Here is a 20329-nt window from a genome sequence, read left to right as displayed (position 1 = left end):
CTTACATAATCAGCATAAAAAAAGACATCATGATGATGTCTTTCCCTGCATATGATGAAACCAAACGGCTTTCATCGAGAGTGCCTGTTTATTTTACTAGTGCAACTACTTCTATTTCTACAAGCGCATCTTTTGGAAGTCTTGCCACTTCCACGCATGAACGAGCTGGCTTATGTGTATGGAAATACTCACCGTACACTTCATTCACTTCAGCGAATTGTTCCATATCTTTGATGAAAACAGTTGCTTTCACGACTGTTTCAAAGGAAGCACCTGCTGCTTCAAGTACAGCCTCAAGATTACGGAATACTTGATGTGTTTGTTCTTTAATATCTCCATTAACAAAATCTCCAGCTGGGGTTAATGGAATCTGCCCTGAGCTGTAAAACATGTTATTGACAATAATTCCTTGAGAGTAAGGTCCAATGGCTGCTGGTGCATGTTTGGTTTGAACAACTTTTGTCATATCAATCTCTCCCATTCAAATACATGTTTGATCAAAGCTTACGCTTTCGAATGAAAAAACTCGTGGAAATTGCCTTCATTGATCTCAATGATTTTTTGTTTCATATCAATAGTTGAAAGCTTTAACAACGAGACATATTCATCGACAAGACGTTCATCTACGCCTTCATCTTCTAAAAGAACACCGATCCCTGCAACATTTGCATTAAATTCCTCAAGCAAATTCATCATGCCGTTAATGGTTCCGCCCGCTTTCATAAAGTCATCAATGATCAACACATTGGAGCCTTTATCTAAGCTGCGCTTTGCAAGGGACATGGTTTGAATTCGGTTAGAAGAACCTGACGCATAATTAATACTGACAGTTGATCCTTCGGTTACCTTATTATCTTTTCTAACGATCACAACAGGCACATTTAAATAACCCGCAACAGAATAGGCAATCGGAATCCCCTTTGTCGCAACGGTCATGACGACATCAATCGCACGGTCCGCAAAGATGGTCGCAAACAGCTTACCGATTTTCGCAAGAATCGATGGATTGCCTAAAACATCGGTTAAATATAAATAACCGCCAGGAAGTACACGTTCAGGAGTTGATAATGCCTCTCCGATATCGTTTACTACGTCATCTGCTTCTTTTAGGTGAATTTTTGGAATATATTTCACTCCGCCAGCAGCGCCAGGTACAGTAAGCAATGTGCCGATTCCCTGCTGTTCGAAGGTCTGTTTGATAATCGTTAAGTCTTCACTAATGGAGGACTTTGCAGATTGATATCGTTCTGCAAAAAAAGTTAAAGGTACTAGTACGTGCGGGTGGGCTAACAAATAATTTGTTAAGTCCACCAATCTGCCGCTTCGACGAAACTTCATGAACTTACCCCCAGAACCCGAATAATTTATGAATAATATAACTTAATATACGGATTTAATCAAGGGCATTTTGTTCGCCGATCATGCGGACAGCGTATACTTGATCACAAAATCCTCTCAGTCCGTTATATATTCTTTGTACCTTCGATTCATATTGAATCAGGCCAAATACAGTTGGGCCGCTTCCACTCATTAATACAGCATCAGCACCGAAACGCTTCATCTGTCTTTTGATCATATCTACTTCCGGATACATCTTTAATGTCACAGACTCCAGAACGTTACCGAGTGAGCTGCACATCTCTTTATAATCTTTTGCTTCAATGGCTTCAATCATACGCTGTACATTTGGGTGTTCTACTTTGCTTGCGTCATATTGTCTATAAACTTCAGCTGTAGATACCCCAATCACCGGCTTCGCTAAAATCACCCAGCAATGCGGCGGTGTCGCGATATGCTTCAGTTTTTCTCCACGTCCTGTCGCTAGTGCTGTGCCTCCGTGTACACAAAAAGACACATCTGAACCGATCTCCGCTCCAAGCTCAGCTAGTTCATCTAACGTGAGATTTAACTTCCACAAACGGTTTAAACCGCGAAGCGCTGCTGCAGCATCACTGCTGCCTCCAGCTAAACCTGCTGCCACAGGAATTGCTTTTGTGATGACAATCGATACTCCTTTTTGAATACCGAACCTTGTTTTGAGTAATTTAGCCGCCTGATAAGCCAAGTTACGCTGATCATCTGGCACAAATCGATTATGAGATGATACACGGATTTCATCTTTGTCCAGCTCCGTCAGCTCAAGTCGATCTGCAAGGTCTATTGTTGTCATCACCATCTCCACTTCGTGATATCCATCCGGTCTTTTTCCATGAACATCAAGTGAGAGATTAATTTTTGCCGGTGCTTTTTCTAAAATACGCAAACATTTCACCTACTTCTCCATCTAAACATAAGTATCAATATTGTATCACATTTGATGGATCTGATGAATATTGGCTTTCACGCCCAGCACACTGACTTTTTCAACAAAAAAAGCCAGAGACACCCGAGGTATCCCTGACCATTTTTCTATCGTTGATTCTCATCCTGAGCCATGTGCTGCTGAGCTAATTCGATGGCACGCTTGACCATATTACCTGCGTCACGTGCACGAATTTCTCCCCAGCCTCCATTTTTGACGGTATCATAAAATCCAAGATCCTTCGCCAGCTCGTATTTGAACTCATCTGACATAATGCCTCGGCGTCTACCCAAACGAAACAGCCCCTTTAGTCGAGAATTCGAATCAGTGCCACTGCTTTTGTGGCTTTCTTATTTTGTATCGAATCCTTTCTTTTACCCCTTTCAAAAAATGGACAGACTCCCATTCAGAAAAAAAGGCAAAACAAAAAGCAGTAAACAAAAAGTTCACTGCCCATTAATAGGCGACTGAGCTAGCGGCATCATCGAACGTTAATTCGACCGTCTCAGTCAGTATATCTGCATAACTGTAAGAAACTCTTTCAAACGAATTCTCATCTTGATCTAATTGAATCACAAATACAGAAGGGTACGTTTCAGCTAAAATGCCCGAACGCTCAATTGTTTTACGGCGGCCTCCGTTAGCCTTTAACGTCAAACGTTTACCTAAGTTACCATCAAGCGATCTTTTGATGTCGGACAAAGTCTTCGCCATTGCATCCACCTCACTGAGATAATTATACAACAACGGCCCATTTTTGTCAAATAAAAATTAAATTATATCAACCAACACGAGCCATTGTCAACAAAATAATTTTGACAAACTTCTACCTTTTCTCCTCCCTATTTTTCTCAAATTCCGGTGGATTATGTATCCATTTGAAATTTCTTTTTGAACATAAAAAAAACCAGACTGAAATCAGTCGGGTTATGTCGATTCATGGTCTTTTTTGTATGGCATACCTACCCTTAAAACACCCTTCGTCTCGATGCCTCCGAGACCTTTTTCTCTTGTTAATGTATTACGAAGCACATCCCACACATTGATTCGATCTACAAATGGAGTGAAGCTGATCTTCGCAACGATATAGACGGGGTCGAGCGCATGGATGTTCACACGTGAAGGTGAGCTTGCAAAATTGGCACCTGCTTGGATCAATGATTCGAAATGAGATTGACAGGCACCAGCAAAGATCACAAGCTGATCTAAATGAGGAATTTTCTTTCTTGCTTTTTGAACCGTTTCAACGAAATGACGAGAATGGCGATAAGCACCGATATCATTTACGCCGCCTTTTTGCTTGGAATACGCATCATGCCCTGTAATGACCAAAATATCAGGCCGATATTGATCAAGTAACGAGTCGATCACGCTTGGCATTTTCTTCTCATGACAATGCACTCCGTACACAGGCACACCAATTCGTTCATATACATCTAAGCATTTCTTTAAGTATGAAGCATCTCCATCTAAATGAAGGACCTTTCCAGGCATGTGAAAATACTGCTCCTGATGCTGATATTGTCCAGAAGTATAATACTCTTGTTTTTCACGCAGCAGCTGATAATCCTGTCTTAGTAAGTCGAGCGATTCATTAATCTTCCGTTCGTCGTCCTTCTCTCTTGTCAGCTGCTCCTCTTTTTGAATCAAGACGAGATCCGACATCTTAGCATCAGCAATCAGCCTCACTTCATTCCCATGCAATATGGCAGTGGCTTCGTGCTGATCTGTCTCATCAATTCGAATGATTCGAAACATAATATCCATTTGATAGGATGCCCTCGTCACCATATCTCCTATTTGAAATTGCATGCTTTTCACTCCACAATCAGGCTCATATCCTGTTGGTATCGTCTTGCACTAAACATATTCATCTTTCATATGTGCTGTTCTTTCTAGCCTATGCCTGAACAGTTGAAGTGGTGAAGAACAAAAGAAAAAAGCCCTCACGATAGGGCTTTTTGTAAAACATTCGACAATCTGGCAAATTCCTCAATGGATAATGATTCTCCGCGGCGCTTTCCATCAATATCTGCTGTTTGAAGAGCTTCCTCGATGATCGCTTTATGTTTTTTTCCATCAGGAAAATTGTTCATCAAATTATTCATCAATGTTTTCCGGCGCTGGCCAAAGCTCGCTCGGATCAATTGAAAGAAAAACGCATCATTTTCTACTGAGACAGCAGGCGTTTCACGAACAGTCAGCTTAATCACAGCCGAATCAACATTTGGCTGAGGCACAAAAACCGTTTTAGGCACAACCATCACCGTTTTTGCTTCCGTATAAAATTGAACTGCGATAGACAATGAATTGTATTCCTTTGATGAAGGGACAGCTGCCATACGATCTGCTACTTCTTTTTGCAGCATGACCACAATCCCTTTCAATGGAAGGTTTTCTTCAAGCAATTTCATAATAATCGGTGTTGTCACGTAATACGGAAGGTTGGCTACGACCATCACTTCTTTACAGTCAGCAAAATTTTCTTCGATGACCTTTCTCACATCCGCCTTTAATACATCTTGATGAATAATCGTGACATTATCATATGGAGAAAGCGTATCGTTTAAAATAGGCAATAAACGCTGATCAATTTCAAAAGCAGTGACTTTCTTTGCACGTTTAGCGAGCTGCTCTGTCAATGCGCCGATACCAGGCCCAATTTCAATGACGCCGGTCTCATCTGTAACCTCTGCGTGATCGACAATGCGATCTAAAATATTTGTATCAATTAAGAAGTTCTGCCCTAAGCTCTTTTTAAAAGAGAAACCGTACTTCTTCAGTATTTCCTTCGTTCTGACGGGTGTCGCAATATCTTTATTCATCGGCTTCCTCCTGCATGACGGTCTTTAAGGCCGCAATAAAATCATGTTTGGTTATTTGGAACATGTGAAGGCGCTTTTGCAGCTGCTTCGCATTGGTATATCCTATATTTAAAAGCACTCCTAGTCGTTCGCGGCGGCGTTTCGATGCTTCGCCTCCGATAAGGCCTGCGTCAAATAAGTCGTCTAATGTAATGTCACTTTCCGATTCTTCCATTTCTTCATGGACATGGGCAAGACATTCCCGAATACTGTCCAAGGAAGCATGCTCGACACCAATTCCTTTATCCCGCTTCGCCTTCGCAAGATGCTTTGGCAAAAAAGCGTGCTTACAGCCAGGAACCGCCTCTGCGATGGTTTTACGGATCTTCTCACCAGGAAAATCAGGATCTGTTAAAATAATGACCCCTCTCGTCTCCTGAGCAAGACGCACTTGTTGTATGACTGTATCGCCAATGGCAGATCCGTTTGTTTCGATTGTATCTGCATCCACCGCCATCTTCACTCTGGCAGTGTCATCACGACCCTCCACCACAATGATTTCTTTGATTTTCATGTATTCCTCCGCTTGCAAAAACAATCTACATTTTTTGGTTAAAAAAACGAAACCTTTCATGCTGTTTTTGCGTCTAATTAATTAGAAAACAGTGCTTCTATTATAACCAAAAAAACAGAGGGTGCGCAAAGCCCTCTGTTCATATAAATGATTTGATGTGTTTATTTGAGCACTCTAATTTTCACTCGTTTATTTCCCCATTGATAAGCTGCCGACTTACTTGGGACGAACACATCAATTTTATTCCCTTTTATAGCAGATCCAGTGTCTGATGCAACGGCATAACCATAGCCTTCCACATACACTTTTGAGCCCAGCGGAATGACACTCGGATCAACTGCTATGACCTTTGCACCCGGATTTGCTTTTAAATCAAAACCTGTAGACGTTCTGCCCGTACATCCAGCACAGCTCGCTGTATAGGCTGTTGACGCCACATAAAATTCTTTTCCTGAAGACTCATTGCTTCGTGAAACCACAGGGGACGCTGTAGGCTCCTTTTTGGTCACTTGTGTACCAATAGCCACTAAACGGTCCTTACTATCTTTTTCGGTCACTTCTTTAATCAATTCTTTAGACACCACTTTGCCGTTTTCTTTCACAATGGCATAGTGCTTCTTCAATTTACCTTCTTCACCTTTTTTAAGTACCTTCTCTTTCCCTTTTTCAAGAGAATGGTCCTTTTTATGTTTGGTATCAAAAGCAATTTTCTCTTCCACTACATCGGTGACTTTTTCCACCCGAGTGATCTTTATATCTGCGCTCTTTTTAGAAAGGTTACTATGTAACGCAGGCTTGATCTTATCGTGCTTCTTGAGCTTCAGCTCTTGTTGCTTTAAAAAGTCAGCGACCGTAGTCGAAGTGGTCCACACTTTTTTATCTTTTCCTCCATCATTTAAGCTGACCTGGAAGGCCTGCTGAACCACAAGCTTCATATCCTTTGTTAACTTGTCATTCTTTCCTGGAGTGACTTGATCGTGCTTCCCGATATCTATCTTCTCATTCTTCAATAATGCTCCAACCGTCTGATCTGTTGTCCATATCGTTTTCTCTTTCCCATCTAGGGTCAGATGAACCGGTATAGCCGCATCATACACAATGTTCATGTTGTCTTGAATTTTTGTATTTAGACTTGGAGAGATATGATCCTCCGCCTTGGTCCTTATGCCAAGGTCTGAAAGCAGCTGTGCTACTGTCTCTTCATGTGTACGAATTGTCTTCTCTTTACCATTGATTGAAATGGTAATAGACTGCTTAGTGAGCTCATGCGCACCGTAAGCCGTTCCAGTTCCAGCTAAAAGCAAGCAAACAACTAGTAATAAAACCTTGCCTTTTCCTAGCTTAACAGAAAACAGATTTTTCATTTTTTGTACGATGAAAAACGCCTCCTTCTCCTCGGAGAGATTATATAGAGTATCTCAAAACCTGTCAACCCTTCCACCCACTGTACAAAAATGCTCGATTGTAAACCTATTATGGGAGATTTATGGAAAGAAGGGAAGAAAGACTTATCGACAACTTATCCTATGAGGAGGCGCAAACGTGTAGAACTTTTTCGTTATGTTTCACAATTGGACAAGCTTAAACAAGGATTGACATCATATACTGTCAGTTTATACGGAAAACTTTTTTTGCATTTTTTGTTGTCAATTCGGCAAGCTCTTCAAAGCTGATTTCTCTCAGCTCCGCAATCTGTTCTGCGATATATTTGACATAACTTGGCTCGTTACGTTTCCCCCTAAATGGCACTGGCGTTAAGTATGGGCAGTCTGTTTCAATCAAAAGCCGGTCACTTGGTATCTCTTTTACAACTTCCTTTGGCTTTTTGGCATTTTTAAATGTCACGGGTCCACCGAATGAGATGTAAAAATTCATATCCATACACGCTTTTGCAGTTTCTAAGCTGCCCGTAAAGCAGTGCATAATACCTCCGACCTCAGCTGCTCCCTCTTCCTTTAAAATCGTCACGACATCTTCCGTTGCGTCACGGTTATGAATAACGATTGGAAGATTCACTTCCTTCGCAAGAGCAATTTGGCGTCTAAAGACTTCCTTTTGTACATCTTTCGGTGACTTGTCCCAATAGTAATCCAGACCCATTTCTCCAATCGCAACCACTTTTTCGTGTTGAGATAAATCTTTAATCCAAGCCAAATCCTCATCTGTCATATCAATAGCATCGACTGGATGCCAGCCAATAGCTGCATATATGAAATCATACTCTTCAATTAATTCCATCGCTCTCGTAATTGTCGGACGGTCAAACCCCACCACCACGATTTTCTCAACTTTTTCGCTTTTTGCTCTTTCGATCACCTGCTCTAAGTCTTCTTTGTATTGTTCTGCATTTAAGTGGGCATGTGTATCAAATAACATTGTTGATTGCTCCTTTCGACAAGTCTGCTAAAAAACAAAAGGTGTTCGACGAAATGTTACACGTGGAACACCTTTGTTGCTTTATAAAATTTTTGTTCCATTTGCTAGAGATTGATCTACTTCAAGAACCTGCAATTTCCCGCCTGTTTCTCCAGTTAAAATCATTCCCTGGGAAATTTCCCCTCTGAGTTTAACTGGTGTAAGATTCGCTACGCAAACGAGCTTTTTCCCTACTAATTCCTCTGGTTGATAGTGCTTGGCAATCCCTGAGACTATTTGTCTTTTTTCAAATCCAAAATCAAGCTGAAGCTTTAAGAGACGATCCGCTTTTTTCACTGGGGCTGCTTCCAATACCTGTGCAACTCGAAGATCGACTTTCGAGAAATCATCAAATGCAATCTCAGCTTCCAGCTCAGGTAATTCCGTTTCTTTGATTTCCACTTTCTCTTCTTCTACCTTAGGTGCACTTCCCTGCATTTTTTCTTTAATGTAGGCTACTTCTTCTTTTACCTCTAAACGCGGGAACAAAGGCTCGCCTTTTTGTACCGTCGCATGTTGAATTGCACCAAATGATAGGATACTATCCCAGCTTTTGAGCTTCTCTTCTTCAATTCCAAGCTGGAAGAAGATTTTCTCAGGTGTTTTCGTTAGGAATGGCGTTAAGAGGACTGCTGTGATTCGAAGTGATTCTGCTAAATGATACATAACAGAATGCAATTCTTTTCGTTTTGTTTCATCCTTTGCCAGCACCCATGGAGCTGTTTGATCAATATATTTATTGGTTCTGCTGATTAATGTCCAAACATTTGAAAGAGCCACAGAGAATTCAAGGTTTTCCATCGCCTCTTCATAGGCTTTGACGGTTTGCTCAGCGACTGCTTTCAGCTCTTCATCAAACTCATTAACAGGGCCCTTATAGCTGCTTAAAGTGCCGTCAAAATATTTTTGGACCATCGCAACTGTACGATTAAGCAAGTTACCTAAATCATTGGCAAGGTCATAGTTTACACGTTCCACGAATCCTTCTGGTGTAAACACACCATCCGCACCAAATGGTACTTCGCGAAGCAGATAATAACGGAGGGCATCGAGGCCATAGCGATCAATTAATGTGACCGGATCTACCACATTCCCTTTTGATTTAGACATTTTGCCATCTTTCATGAGCAGCCAGCCGTGTGCGAAAATTTGCTTCGGTAGAGGCAGATCTAATGCCATCAACATAATCGGCCAATAAATCGTATGGAAGCGTACAATTTCTTTTCCTACGAGATGTACGTTGGCAGGCCAATATTTTTTATATTTCTCATCTTGATCTGTTCCATAGCCAATCGCAGTTAAATAGTTGAATAACGCATCAATCCATACATAAATGACGTGTTTTGGATTGTTAGGAACTTTAATTCCCCAATCAAAGGTTGTTCTTGATACGGCTAAATCCTCTAAACCTGGTTTAATGAAGTTATTAATCATTTCATTCTTTCTTGATTCAGGCCGAATAAACGATGGATTCTTTTCGTAATAATCGAGCAAACGATCCGCATACTTACTCATACGGAAGAAATATGATTCCTCTTTAATTAATTCAACAGGGTGTCCGCTGTCAGGGCTTTTCCCGCCAATGACTTCCCCTTTCTCATTACGCTCAACATCAACAAGCTGTGTTTCCGTATAGAATGTCTCATCAGGAATACTGTACCAGCCCTCATATTGATCTAAATAAATATCGCCTTGATCAAGAAGTTTTTGGAATACCTGCTCGATGATTTTCGTATGTCTTTTTTCTGTTGTACGGATGAAGTCGTCATTCGAAATGTCGAGTTTCTTCCATAATGATTTAATGTCTTCAACGACTGGATCTAAATACTCGATTGGTGTGATATTTTGTTCTTCAGCTTTTTGCTGAATTTTTTGTCCGTGTTCATCTGTACCCGTTAAATACATCACATCATAGCCTTGAAGACGTTTATAACGAGCCATAGCATCTCCTGCTACTGTCGTATAAGCATGTCCAATATGTAATTTTCCGCTCGGATAGTAAATAGGTGTTGTCAGATAAAACGTTTTTTTCTTTTCTGGCATGTCGGAACCTCCTGCGTGTGTGTAAATGTCAAAAACTCCCGCCCAATGGACGAGAGCGGTTATGAAATCATTAAAATGTGCATTTCTTAATTATTTGTTGCGCTTGTACTTTCTCTATGATACCATCTTAGCCTTTAAGATCAAGCATATATACATAGAACGAGATGAAATGATCGAAAAAGATGAGTTTTTCGAAAAAAACGACAAACCCGTCGACATTTTGTCGAATATTGTCGTATGAAATCTATTTCCAGATTTACAATTGGCTAAATTAGGGCAAAAGTCTTGTTAATCTGAACTCGTCATTTCTTATATTTTCATAGAAAAAGCCTACAAAATCCTTATACATCAGTAGTTTCAAGGTCTTTTGACTTTAAGAGTCATATTTTACAAACAATAGTAAACAAAATGATTGACGATTTATGGAAACCTTGTTATGCTAGGAATGTAAGGAATTTGTCGAATAATGACGAAGATAATATTATTTTAGTAATAAGAACTTTTTGGGAGGAGAATGAAGATGAAATCTACAGGTATTGTACGTAAAGTTGACGAATTAGGACGCGTGGTGATTCCAATCGAACTTCGCCGTACGCTAGGAATCGCTGAAAAAGACGCTTTGGAAATTTATGTTGATGATGAAAAAATTATCCTAAAAAAATATAAACCAAACATGACTTGCCAAGTAACAGGTGAAGTATCAGACGATAACCTTAAACTTGCTAATGGTAAATTAGTTCTTAGCCGTGAAGGTGCAGAGCAAATCATTAACGAAATCCAAAACCAACTTCAATCACAAAAATAAGTTTCATATAAAAAGGTTCTTGCACCGTTTGCAAGAACCTTTCTTTATTGTTCAATATGATAGGCATCGTATATCGTGCGCTTTGGCACACCACGTTCGACAGCTGTACGTTTAATGGCTTCCTTCGACGTTAATCCTTCCTCTATGTAATGAATCACATGTTCTTTTTCAGATAAGGACGTCCACCATGCTTCTTCATTCAGCTCTTCTTCAGCTTGATCATTTCCTTGCACTACAAGACAGAACTCACCTCGAATTTGATTCTCCGCAGCCCATGTCAGCACAGATTCTAAATCCCCACGAATAAACTCTTCGAATTTTTTCGTTAGTTCTCTCGTAATGGCGATGTTCCGATTTCCCCACACTTCCTTCATCAAAGTCAGCGTTTCTTTTAACCGATGGGGCGCTTCATAGAAAATGACCGTTTCTTGGCGTTTCTTCAAGGCTTCAAGCTGCTTTTTCTTTTCTTTTTTTTGACGGTCGAGAAAACCGTAAAAGAAAAATGGCTGAGGCGCGATTCCTGATGCAATGAGTGCCGTTAGTGCAGCATTTGCGCCAGGTAACGGAATAACATAGCCTCCGATGCTAGTAAAATCTCGAACCACTTCAGCCCCCGGATCTGAAATCGTCGGTAAACCGGCATCACTCACGAGTGCGATATTTTTCCCTTCTTTTAGCCATTCGATTAACTTGTGGCCGCTGCTGTCTTTGTTATGCTCATGATAACTCGTTAAGGGTGTATCAATTTCGTATACATGACAAAGCTTTTTCGTTTGCCTTGTATCTTCTGCGGCAATATAGTCTACATCTTTTAACGTTTGTATCGCTCGGAACGTCATATCTTCTAGATTTCCAATCGGGGTTGGGACGAGATAAAGAATGCCCATGTCAGATTGACCATCAAAGCTTTTCTGTGTCTTTTTCATGTGCCGCCTCCTTTTCCATTCGCATTTCTTCTATATACATGTCTTTCTTTTTCCGTGTCCACGTTTTGAAACGATATTCTTGCTGCATGGCTTCTCTTTTGGTTGCAAAACATTCATGATAAAAAAGCTCAACCGGCCGTCTCGCTCTTGTATACTTTGCTCCTTTTCCACTATTGTGGGTCATCAATCTTTTTTGTAAATCATTTGTATAACCCGCATACAGGCTGCCATCTGCACATTTTAATACATAGAAGTAATGATTATGCTTCTCCATACAGTATCGTCCTGATTTCATCTGTATACTCCTGGTCTTCTCCATAAACAAAAAGAGGCGGGAGAATTTTCAGATCTGGTTTTCCATCTTTTATGCCCTCTACCAAGATGGTATTGGCTTCTTTCCCTTGTTTGGGATAAACAAATTGAATACGTTTTGGCTCAATTCGGTATTTCTTCATTAATTCCACAATCTCAAGCAGCCGTCCTGGTCGATGAACCATCGCCAGTTTCCCCCCTTGCTTTAGCAGCGTGGAAGAAACACGAATAACATCTTCTAATGTACAATGAATTTCATGCCGGGCAATCGCCAAGTATTCATTTTCATTGATTTCATCCTTAGAAGGTGTTTTAAAATATGGCGGGTTACATGTAATCACATCAACTTTATGGTTGCCGTAGCGTTCCGGCATATCATTCAAGTCACCATGAATCAATTCGATCTGGTGCGCAAGTTGATTATACTCCACACTTCTTTTGGCCATATCAAACAGCCGTTCTTGAATTTCAACACCCGTAATCGAGGCCTTAGATCGAGTCGAAAGCAGCAATGGCACAATGCCATTTCCGGTACAAAGGTCAATGATTTCCCCTTTTTGGATTGGCACATAAGCAAATTTAGCTAATAACACTGCGTCCAATGAAAAGGCAAACACAGTTTTACTTTGAATAATCTTCATATCTTCGGCGAGCAGGTAATCTAAACGTTCATCTTCTCTTAACGAAACCATGATGTATCCTTTCTTTTCCTGTGAAAAAGGCTCCCGATTCAGCGGAAGCCTTTTCTCATTTTTTATTTAAAAATGACAGACAGAACAAACAGTCTCCCTCTTTACGAATGCTCCCATAATGTACATTACAAATATGGAAGCCCTCCTGATATAATCGGGCCAGGTTATCATGACCTTCTCCTATATCAGAATGACTTGCCTTCTGGGCAGAATCATTCTCTGCCTCAGACGATTTGTCTCGATCGGACTGATCCAGACGTTCACGCAAGTGCTGATTCTCCATCTGCAGCTGATGATTTTCTTCAATCACTTCACCGATATGATTTTTCAAATCACCTAACTGGCGATAAAGAGAACCGATTTGTTCTTCTAAATTAATCACCGTATCAAATAGTTCCTTTTTATCCAAGGTGGCACACCTCGTTACTCAGTTGTTTGTGCAGATACAACGCCTTCTTGTAATAATTCTTCCCATGTATATTCTATCACTTTTTCTTGCCCGGTTAATTCAACTTGCAAAATTCGTTCTAAAATATTGAGCCCTACTACCTTTGCAGAGCCATTAGACGTCTGAATCGTTTCGCCGATATCCGGTAATTGTTCCTTCGCTGTTTCATACTCATCATTCTCATATTTCAAGCAGCACATCAAACGGCCGCATAGTCCTGAAATTTTTGTAGGATTTAACGATAGATTTTGATCCTTTGCCATCTTAATCGACACTGGTTCAAAATCTCCTAAGAATGTCGAACAGCAGAGCATTCGCCCGCAAGGACCAATGCCTCCAAGCATTTTTGCCTCGTCTCTTACACCAATCTGGCGAAGTTCAATTCTCGTTTTGAAGATTGATGCAAGATCCTTCACTAGCTCACGGAAATCAACTCTGCCATCTGCTGTGAAGTAGAAGATGACCTTGTTGCGGTCAAATGTAAACTCAACATCGACCAGTTTCATTTCCAGCCCATGTTCACTTACCTTCTGAAGACATGTATCAAAGGCTGTCATCGCTGCTTCTTTGTTTTCCTCAACGATGAGCCGGTCTCGTTCGTCTGCTACACGAATGACTTTACGCAGAGGGAGAACCACATCGTGTTCATCTACTTTTTTGTTGGCGATGACCACTTGTCCGTACTCAACCCCTCTGACTGTTTCTACAATGACACAACTATCATTTTCTATATGAAATCCATTAGGATCGAAATAATAGATTTTGCCCGCTTTTTTAAAGCGAACACCAATTACGTTGTACAAGCTTATCCCTCCTGCAACATCAACACCAATTGCTCCATCAGCCCTTGGGCATTCACGTTGGATTGAAGTCTCTTTTTCGCTTCTAATACAGCAAGGATCTGGCTGGTCACCATCTGCTGTGTGGAATGCAGCGCATGCTGCTTCATTGTCTGGAATAAGTCTTGATAAATGACTTTATCTTCATTTCCTATTTGAATCGACAATACATCACGATATATAAATAAAAGCATATCCAGACCTGTTTCTTGAAGGTCTTTCTCTTTGAAAAAAGGCATCCATTGATCCTGAATATAAAAAAATGCATGTTCTTTTCGCTGGTGTAAGACTTCATACAATTTTATCACTTTCGCTCTAGACTCTGCAAACTGATCATTTCGACTTAATTCGAGTGCTTCTGCTAAATTATTGGTTAAATTCGACAAAAGCCTTGCGAGATGCTGAGATACGCCTTCTTGTAAAAGCTGCTGCTCCAAGGATTGTGGCTGCAGCGGCTGAAAGCTGAGCATCTGACATCTTGAAATAATCGTATCCAGCATTTTATGCGATTGCTCAGTGATTAAAACCGCCATCGTTTCCCGATTGGGCTCCTCTAGGAACTTCAATAAACTGTTCGCGGCATTGACCGTCATTTTGTCCGCATGAAGAATAATATACATTTTCCGGTGAGATTCTACACCCGCTTTTGTAAATTCCTCCTGCAGTACCTGCACTTGCGCCTTCTTAATTGATTGGCCATCGGGCTGCACAAGATGTAAATCGGGATGGTTTCCTGATGCAATCCTTTTGCAGTTTTGACAGGATTCACATGGTTTCACTCCTGATTCCAAACAAAAAAAGCTCTTAGCCAACAGCATCGCTGCATCCAGCTTACCGGTTCCTTTTTTCCCTTCAAATAAGTAGGCATGCGCAAGTCGGTCTTTTTCAATACTATTAAAAATCAGCCGCATGACGCGCGGCTGCAAATCATTCATGTCATCCCAGCTAATTGCCATGTTATCACTCTCTATGTGTAAAGGTTAATCAATAAACCTTTTATTTCTCCAATACGTTCAAGCAAATCAATAGATGGTTTCTCTTGGTCCATCATTTCCTCGGTTAATTCAATCAGCTTTTCATCTAAGGCTTTGACTAAAGCAAGTGTACGTGTGTTGCCATAAATGTCAAAGCTCCTTGATGTTTCTATATTTAATCCATTATCGACTGTCTCTTTCACAAAGCGCTTCACCAGTCCTTTAAACCTAGCCAAATCCTTTAGGTTTCGTGACTTCGCCAGCTTTTTACCGAACACTTCGATATCACTGAGCATGACCGTCAGCTGTTCTAAGCGCAGTTTGCCGCTTTGCGTCTCCATCGAAGCTTTAAAGGAAGCAGATGTCTGGTTTCCTTTCAATGCTTGAAGTTCACGCTTTTCTAGACGCAGCCGCATATCTTGATTAATTTTCACAGCAACCCATCCTTAAAATTGATGAAATTGTTCAACTGGCAGAATAAATACAGTAGCTCCGCCAACTTCAACCTCAACAGGGTATGGTACGTATGAATCTGCATTTCCACCCATTGGGGATACAGGCGCGATCATTTGATCACGTTTACGGCAATTTTCTTTTATAAGCTGTAATGCTTTATCCACCCGGACATCATCACAACCAATAATAAAAGTCGTATTCCCAGACTTTAAAAACCCACCAGTTGAAGCTAATTTTGTCACGCCGAAATGATGTTCAGTCAATATTTTCAACAACTTGCTGCTATCTTGGTCCTGTACAACGGCAACAATTAATTTCATTTGATTGGCCTCCTTTATTTTAGGCACAGATGACATGCCGATGTCTTCCTCTATATTATAACAACGATTGGGAATTAGGTCATATTTGATTTTGCTTTAATGTGTCCTGAATCAATTGAAGGACTTCTTCATAGACAGCCTGCATCGGCTGAGACGCATCCACTACACGGAATCGTTCTGGTGATTGTGCAATAAGCAGTTCATAGCCTTCTCTGACCAGCTGGTGGAAATTCAGCGTCTCCATATCTAATCGATTCTTTTCTCTTCCCTGGTTGGCATCAATTCGCTTTAGCCCTTCCTCAGGTGTAATAGAAAAATAAATGGTCATTTGCGGCATCGTGCCATTGATAGCAAAATCATTAATTGATTTTACTGCTTCAATCCCAAGCCCTCTCGCATAGCCTTGATAAGCAAGGGAGCTATCAACAAAACGATCACATAAAACTGTCTGCCCGCGCTGTAATGCCGGTTCTACCTTCTCAGCCAAATGCTGCCTTCTCGCCGCTGCATATAGCAAAGCTTCCGTTTTCGCATCCATTTTTGTGTTTTTTTCATTTAAAATGACTTCACGAATCTGCTCTGCAATGTCAATGCCGCCAGGCTCACGTGTCGCCATGACTGCATATCCTTGGCGTTCCATTTCTTCATACACTTTTCGAATCACTGTCGTTTTTCCGGCACCCTCTGGCCCTTCAAACGTAATAAACATACCGCTCATAGTGTCTCCTCTTCTATATAAACATATAATTTTCTCTGATGAATCACCTGACTCGCTTGAACATGAACCTGATGTCCAAGCAAACGGCTTAAAGCCGCGATTTGATCGATTTCAATACGTTCTCCCTTTACGATCAAAGGAATACCCGGTGGATATGGTATAACCGATTCTGCACTAATCCGGCCTGCTGCATGTTCAAATGGGACGGCTTCTATATCCTGTCTATGCTCATTGTTTTCAATAGCCAGTGCCTCTCTTTGGATATGATCTTTTCCTTTGATAAATGAATTGCTTTGATTAAGGGCCTGCTCTATTCGGTTAAAAGGAATATCCTTCTTCTGTTCTAAACCAAAGACAAGTAAAACCTGATGTTCGTCCGCAAGCTCTGGGTGAACCTCCACTGATTCAAGCACTCGTTTTAGTTCATAACCCGTCAGCCCTTTTGTTGATCGAATCACACATTTTAAAGGATCGTTAGAAAGCAATTCAGACTCGACTACTTCAAGCTGAGGTATACGGTTGAACTCATTTTTCAGCTCTGCCAGCCCTTTCATCATTCCATCCAGGATTCCTTTTTTCTTGATCTCCTCGACATAGGCCCTTGCCACATCTAATGAGGCCATAATTGGATAGGATGGAGAACTGCTTTGAAGCATCGTGAGGAATGTTTTCAAACGTTTTGCATCCATTCGTCCCCCCTGAAGATGAAGGTAGGAACCCATCGTCATGGCTGGAAGGGTTTTATGTGCTGATTGTACCACCACGTCAGCTCCATAGGAAAGAGCAGATGGAGGAAAAGCGCCGCCTAATACAAAATGTGCACCATGTGCCTCATCAACCAAAACGATCATGCCTGCTTCGTGGCACATGTGAATCAGTTTTGATAAATCAGCTGCATGACCATAGTAGTTCGGATAAGTCAAAACGATCGCCCGGCAATTAGGATGTTTGGCTATGGCTTTTTTGACTGTTTCATCTGTCACATGTGTTGGAACATGTAGATGTTGATCTATCTCAGCTTCTACCATAATAGGCATTGCTCCTGCAAGCTCAATCGCATGGTAAACAGACTTATGACAATTTCGCTGGACAAAAATCTCATCTCCCGCACGACAGGCTGTCATCACCATCGCTAAATTTCCGACAGTTGTCCCATTCACAAGGAAAAAGCTTTGATCTGATCCATATAGCTTTGCCAATAAATGTTCAGCCTCTTGAATCACACCAGTTGGATGATGAAGATCATCTAATCCTTCAAGCTCTGTTACATCCAGCTGAAGAATTGAGTCATAATAAGTCCGTGCCTCATCAAAAAAGACATCTCCATTGTGATGTCCTGGAACGTGGAAAGAATAAGGTTTCTTTTCCGCATGTTGTACTAATGCTGTATATAAAGGTGTTTTCAAACAAATCGATCCTTTTCACTTTCGATATCTTATGTCTATTATAACGTTCATACAAGGGAACCGAAAGATGGATTCTCATTCCTTTATTGGCTGGTGATTTGTCAGCTGCTGTTCTGCCTCATACATGCTGTTTTTCAATTGAGCACGCTCTTGGCTTCCATGCTCTTTCACCTGTAACGTTTCCTGTAAGGTTTCTGCTAATTGGCGTTGAACCTTTTTCAACGTATCTATAGGTGCAAAAGCTGCTTCTTCAAGAAGTTCTCCCTGCTGCTTTGATACCTTTTCGTATGTTTTTTGGATACGATTCTGAAGAGCTGAATTGGCACGCTGCTGAATATGCGTTAACGCAATCGACATTTGGTTGATCCATAGAGGAATGGATGCAGAAACAGTTGATTGAATGTGATTGGCCAATGTATGATTCGTATGCTGGATCATTCTAATTTGGGCATTACATTGCAACGCAATTTGCCGGCTTAACAGCAAATCATATTTCCGTTCCTTCAACCTCTCCATATACTCTTCTGCATTGAATTCCTGACTCATCATTTGCTCCTCTATAGTCCGATTACCAATATGCTGTGTATCTGATATGATCTGCTTTTCTAAAGTTGTCATTTTCGCTTCAACTGCTGCAACCTGCATCGTCATCTCTTGGAAATAAGTTTGATTTTCTTCAAATAAACGCTCTAATAACATATGATCCGAGATTAATCCGCCTTTTGCGTAACGAAGTCTTGCTGATAATCTCTCGATCTGTGATTTTGCATGTTGAAAACGCGATATGATTTCCTGAGTAGAACGCTTCTCCCGCTGAAACAACTTCAAAAAAAAGCCCTGCTTCTTTGGCAGTAAATCCTCAGGTTCTACTATATGCAGCTGGTGCAAAAAGGCCTCAAGCACATCTCCTATTTGATCGATATCTTTTTTCTCAACATATTTCATCATTTGTTGTGATTGTTCCAATAATCGTTCCTGAACACGTGTACCATAGAAAAGCAGCTTTTGCGGATTGTCAGGGATCTGCTCGGCACGCTGTATGGCTTCTTGTTTCTCCTCATCAGATAAGGTATCAAACACCTGAAACTGAAGATCTGTAGTGGAAGCAGTTGATGATCGGATGTGATCTTCTGGTTTCATTGCGTTTGACTCCTTTCATTATTTCTTTATCATTTTATCTGCCACTTCAAGCTCAATATGAAGAGCTTCTATGTCTCTTCCTAATACTTGCTGCAAATCATTCGTCAATTGCTTTTGCAGCTCTGTCAGCGTCACTCGAGTTTGGCTAAGTGTCATTTCCAGCTCATGACTGCGATCAGGCTGATTATACAATAGTGCATATTTTTCAGTTAGTTCAACAACAGAATCCAAGCTTTCGAAATAAAAACGCTGTGCATCATAAAACCGAGTCGGCTCTTTTTTTGTAATCGTATAGATTCGTCGTGCAAGTCTGAGAATTTCATAATTATGTTTGATCGTTTGTACGTTTTTCACAGCAAATAAAGCTTTCTTTAAACGTACAAGCTTTTGTCCTGCTTCTTTTAAATGCTGTTTGATATATACATAATCACTACGAGACAGTCCGTGTTTCTTTAAAAACAACTGGAAAGCAACCCACCTGCTCCCTGCAAACATCACGCCCCACCCCACCATCGCATACAGTATCGATAATCCAACATGATGATGGAAAACCCCAATACTGACGGTTAAAATCACAAGCGAAAAAAAAGTAGAGAGGATGGCCCATATAAATGTATAAAAAATTGATTTCATGTTCATCGACTCCTATGAATAATCAGGCTCTCTGTTTATCTTATTATTAATTACGGATGATGTCCAAACTAAGTTCCAAAAAACAGGCCCAATCCTTCATGGCTCATAAAAAAAGACCATCTAATGGTCTATGAATACAAAGGCGGCGTATGAAGATTTTTAAGCTTTCTAACATAATCGGCATAGCTGGGATCCGAGGTCGATGTAGAAATTAACTTTCGCTCACATTCTCGGCACAAAAACTGATGATATAAATAAATTCCCTTTGTTTTTTTCTCTTCACAAATCAAACAAATCGCTTCTCGCTCTTTTTTGCTCATTGTGACACCTCCACTTATAGCTTCAGTATGCCCTAGCGCTTTCAATTGTATACAAAATTAAGAATGTTTTAGATGGTAGTTTAGTATATGTATCCATGTCAGATCGAGTGTTTGTTCCTTTTCTTAAAACACAAAAAAGACCAGTTCCAAATGGAACTGATCCTGATAGAAGCTTGGCGGCGTCCTACTCTCACAGGGGGAA

Annotated in this window: 25 protein-coding genes; 1 reads left to right on the top strand and 24 read right to left on the bottom strand. The window is 40.8% G+C overall.

The annotated features are described in order from the left end of the window. Positions 1-88 precede the first annotated feature (88 nt). The 11 genes from ridA to metG form a co-directional block, all read right to left on the bottom strand. Positions 89-466, bottom strand: a complete 378-nt coding sequence (gene ridA, locus AC3WTB_RS18855; RefSeq protein ID WP_024425639.1) for a 2-iminobutanoate/2-iminopropanoate deaminase — start codon at positions 464-466, stop codon at positions 89-91. Positions 467-504: 38 nt separating this feature from the next. After that, positions 505-1338 carry a pur operon repressor gene (gene purR / locus AC3WTB_RS18850; RefSeq protein ID WP_024425638.1) on the bottom strand — a complete coding sequence of 278 codons (834 nt, stop codon included), beginning with the start codon at positions 1336-1338 and terminating at the stop codon, positions 505-507. A 55-nt stretch (positions 1339-1393) separates the two neighbouring features. Next, entirely contained in the window at positions 1394-2263 is an 870-nt protein-coding gene (ispE, locus tag AC3WTB_RS18845; RefSeq protein WP_041085320.1) for a 4-(cytidine 5'-diphospho)-2-C-methyl-D-erythritol kinase, read from the bottom strand. Positions 2264-2409: 146 nt separating this feature from the next. Next, positions 2410-2595 carry a small, acid-soluble spore protein, alpha/beta type gene (locus tag AC3WTB_RS18840; RefSeq protein WP_012008653.1) on the bottom strand — a complete coding sequence of 62 codons (186 nt, stop codon included), beginning with the start codon at positions 2593-2595 and terminating at the stop codon, positions 2410-2412. Positions 2596-2758: 163 nt separating this feature from the next. Further along, positions 2759-3016 (bottom strand): biofilm formation stimulator Veg, encoded by a 258-nt coding sequence (veg, locus tag AC3WTB_RS18835; RefSeq protein WP_024425637.1) that lies wholly within the window; start codon positions 3014-3016, stop codon positions 2759-2761. 213 nt (positions 3017-3229) lie between these two features. Further along, complete coding sequence (yabG, locus tag AC3WTB_RS18830; RefSeq protein ID WP_024427198.1) at positions 3230-4114, bottom strand: sporulation peptidase YabG; 885 nt, start codon at positions 4112-4114, stop codon at positions 3230-3232. Positions 4115-4248: 134 nt separating this feature from the next. Next, on the bottom strand, positions 4249-5127 hold the full coding sequence (rsmA, locus tag AC3WTB_RS18825) for a 16S rRNA (adenine(1518)-N(6)/adenine(1519)-N(6))-dimethyltransferase RsmA (protein ID WP_039175905.1): 879 nt from the start codon (positions 5125-5127) through the stop codon (positions 4249-4251). After that, positions 5120-5680, bottom strand: coding sequence for a ribonuclease M5 (gene rnmV / locus AC3WTB_RS18820; RefSeq protein WP_017359323.1), 561 nt, complete (start codon positions 5678-5680; stop codon positions 5120-5122). The genes rsmA and rnmV overlap by 8 nt, the downstream gene beginning before the upstream one ends. A 161-nt stretch (positions 5681-5841) precedes the next feature. Continuing rightward, positions 5842-7044 (bottom strand): G5 and 3D domain-containing protein, encoded by a 1203-nt coding sequence (locus tag AC3WTB_RS18815; RefSeq protein ID WP_039175900.1) that lies wholly within the window; start codon positions 7042-7044, stop codon positions 5842-5844. 244 nt (positions 7045-7288) lie between these two features. Further along, the gene (locus AC3WTB_RS18810) at positions 7289-8056 is read right to left on the bottom strand and encodes a TatD family hydrolase (protein ID WP_058838218.1); all 768 of its coding nucleotides are present in this window, start codon (positions 8054-8056) and stop codon (positions 7289-7291) included. Between the two features lie 81 nt (positions 8057-8137). After that, complete coding sequence (metG, locus tag AC3WTB_RS18805) at positions 8138-10138, bottom strand: methionine--tRNA ligase (RefSeq protein ID WP_492334095.1); 2001 nt, start codon at positions 10136-10138, stop codon at positions 8138-8140. A 514-nt stretch (positions 10139-10652) separates the two neighbouring features. On the opposite strand from metG, the gene abrB reads away from it, so the two are divergent. Next, the gene (gene abrB, locus AC3WTB_RS18800; RefSeq protein WP_087975202.1) at positions 10653-10943 is read left to right on the top strand and encodes a transition state genes transcriptional regulator AbrB; all 291 of its coding nucleotides are present in this window, start codon (positions 10653-10655) and stop codon (positions 10941-10943) included. A gap of 44 nt (positions 10944-10987) precedes the next feature. On the opposite strand, the gene rsmI is transcribed toward abrB, so the two are convergent. The 13 genes from rsmI to AC3WTB_RS18735 form a co-directional block, all read right to left on the bottom strand. Continuing rightward, positions 10988-11869, bottom strand: a complete 882-nt coding sequence (rsmI, locus tag AC3WTB_RS18795; protein WP_039175891.1) for a 16S rRNA (cytidine(1402)-2'-O)-methyltransferase — start codon at positions 11867-11869, stop codon at positions 10988-10990. Continuing rightward, a complete protein-coding gene (locus AC3WTB_RS18790) occupies positions 11844-12143 on the bottom strand; it encodes a GIY-YIG nuclease family protein (protein WP_039175889.1) in 300 nt (99 codons plus the stop codon). The genes rsmI and AC3WTB_RS18790 overlap by 26 nt, the downstream gene beginning before the upstream one ends. Continuing rightward, complete coding sequence (locus AC3WTB_RS18785) at positions 12130-12873, bottom strand: tRNA1(Val) (adenine(37)-N6)-methyltransferase (protein WP_024427205.1); 744 nt, start codon at positions 12871-12873, stop codon at positions 12130-12132. Before AC3WTB_RS18785 ends, AC3WTB_RS18790 begins: the two co-directional genes overlap by 14 nt. 55 nt (positions 12874-12928) lie before the next feature. Then, positions 12929-13282, bottom strand: coding sequence for a DNA replication initiation control protein YabA (gene yabA / locus AC3WTB_RS18780; protein ID WP_039175883.1), 354 nt, complete (start codon positions 13280-13282; stop codon positions 12929-12931). A gap of 14 nt (positions 13283-13296) precedes the next feature. Then, positions 13297-14124, bottom strand: a complete 828-nt coding sequence (gene ricT, locus AC3WTB_RS18775) for a competence/sporulation regulator complex protein RicT (protein WP_024425628.1) — start codon at positions 14122-14124, stop codon at positions 13297-13299. Between the two features lie 2 nt (positions 14125-14126). Then, positions 14127-15116 (bottom strand): DNA polymerase III subunit delta', encoded by a 990-nt coding sequence (holB, locus tag AC3WTB_RS18770; RefSeq protein ID WP_492334094.1) that lies wholly within the window; start codon positions 15114-15116, stop codon positions 14127-14129. A gap of 11 nt (positions 15117-15127) precedes the next feature. Further along, the gene (locus tag AC3WTB_RS18765) at positions 15128-15568 is read right to left on the bottom strand and encodes a YaaR family protein (protein WP_039175878.1); all 441 of its coding nucleotides are present in this window, start codon (positions 15566-15568) and stop codon (positions 15128-15130) included. A 12-nt stretch (positions 15569-15580) separates the two neighbouring features. Then, positions 15581-15910: a cyclic di-AMP receptor DarA gene (darA, locus tag AC3WTB_RS18760; RefSeq protein WP_024425625.1), complete on the bottom strand. Its 330-nt coding sequence runs from the start codon at positions 15908-15910 to the stop codon at positions 15581-15583. 79 nt (positions 15911-15989) lie between these two features. Then, positions 15990-16628 carry a dTMP kinase gene (gene tmk, locus AC3WTB_RS18755; protein WP_039175875.1) on the bottom strand — a complete coding sequence of 213 codons (639 nt, stop codon included), beginning with the start codon at positions 16626-16628 and terminating at the stop codon, positions 15990-15992. Next, entirely contained in the window at positions 16625-18034 is a 1410-nt protein-coding gene (locus AC3WTB_RS18750; RefSeq protein ID WP_144490961.1) for an aminotransferase class I/II-fold pyridoxal phosphate-dependent enzyme, read from the bottom strand. Before AC3WTB_RS18750 ends, tmk begins: the two co-directional genes overlap by 4 nt. Before the next feature lie 75 nt (positions 18035-18109). Continuing rightward, positions 18110-19174 (bottom strand): toxic anion resistance protein, encoded by a 1065-nt coding sequence (locus tag AC3WTB_RS18745; RefSeq protein ID WP_366207065.1) that lies wholly within the window; start codon positions 19172-19174, stop codon positions 18110-18112. Positions 19175-19192: 18 nt separating this feature from the next. After that, complete coding sequence (locus tag AC3WTB_RS18740; RefSeq protein ID WP_073979330.1) at positions 19193-19807, bottom strand: 5-bromo-4-chloroindolyl phosphate hydrolysis family protein; 615 nt, start codon at positions 19805-19807, stop codon at positions 19193-19195. Positions 19808-19935: 128 nt separating this feature from the next. After that, complete coding sequence (locus AC3WTB_RS18735; protein ID WP_024425620.1) at positions 19936-20127, bottom strand: sigma factor G inhibitor Gin; 192 nt, start codon at positions 20125-20127, stop codon at positions 19936-19938. Positions 20128-20329: the final 202 nt, after the last annotated feature.

The organism is Bacillus sp. EB106-04-04-XG123 (assembly GCF_058791855.1).
The sequence above is the reverse complement of the archived record's forward strand: the minus strand, read 5'-3'. Positions and strand labels throughout refer to the sequence as shown.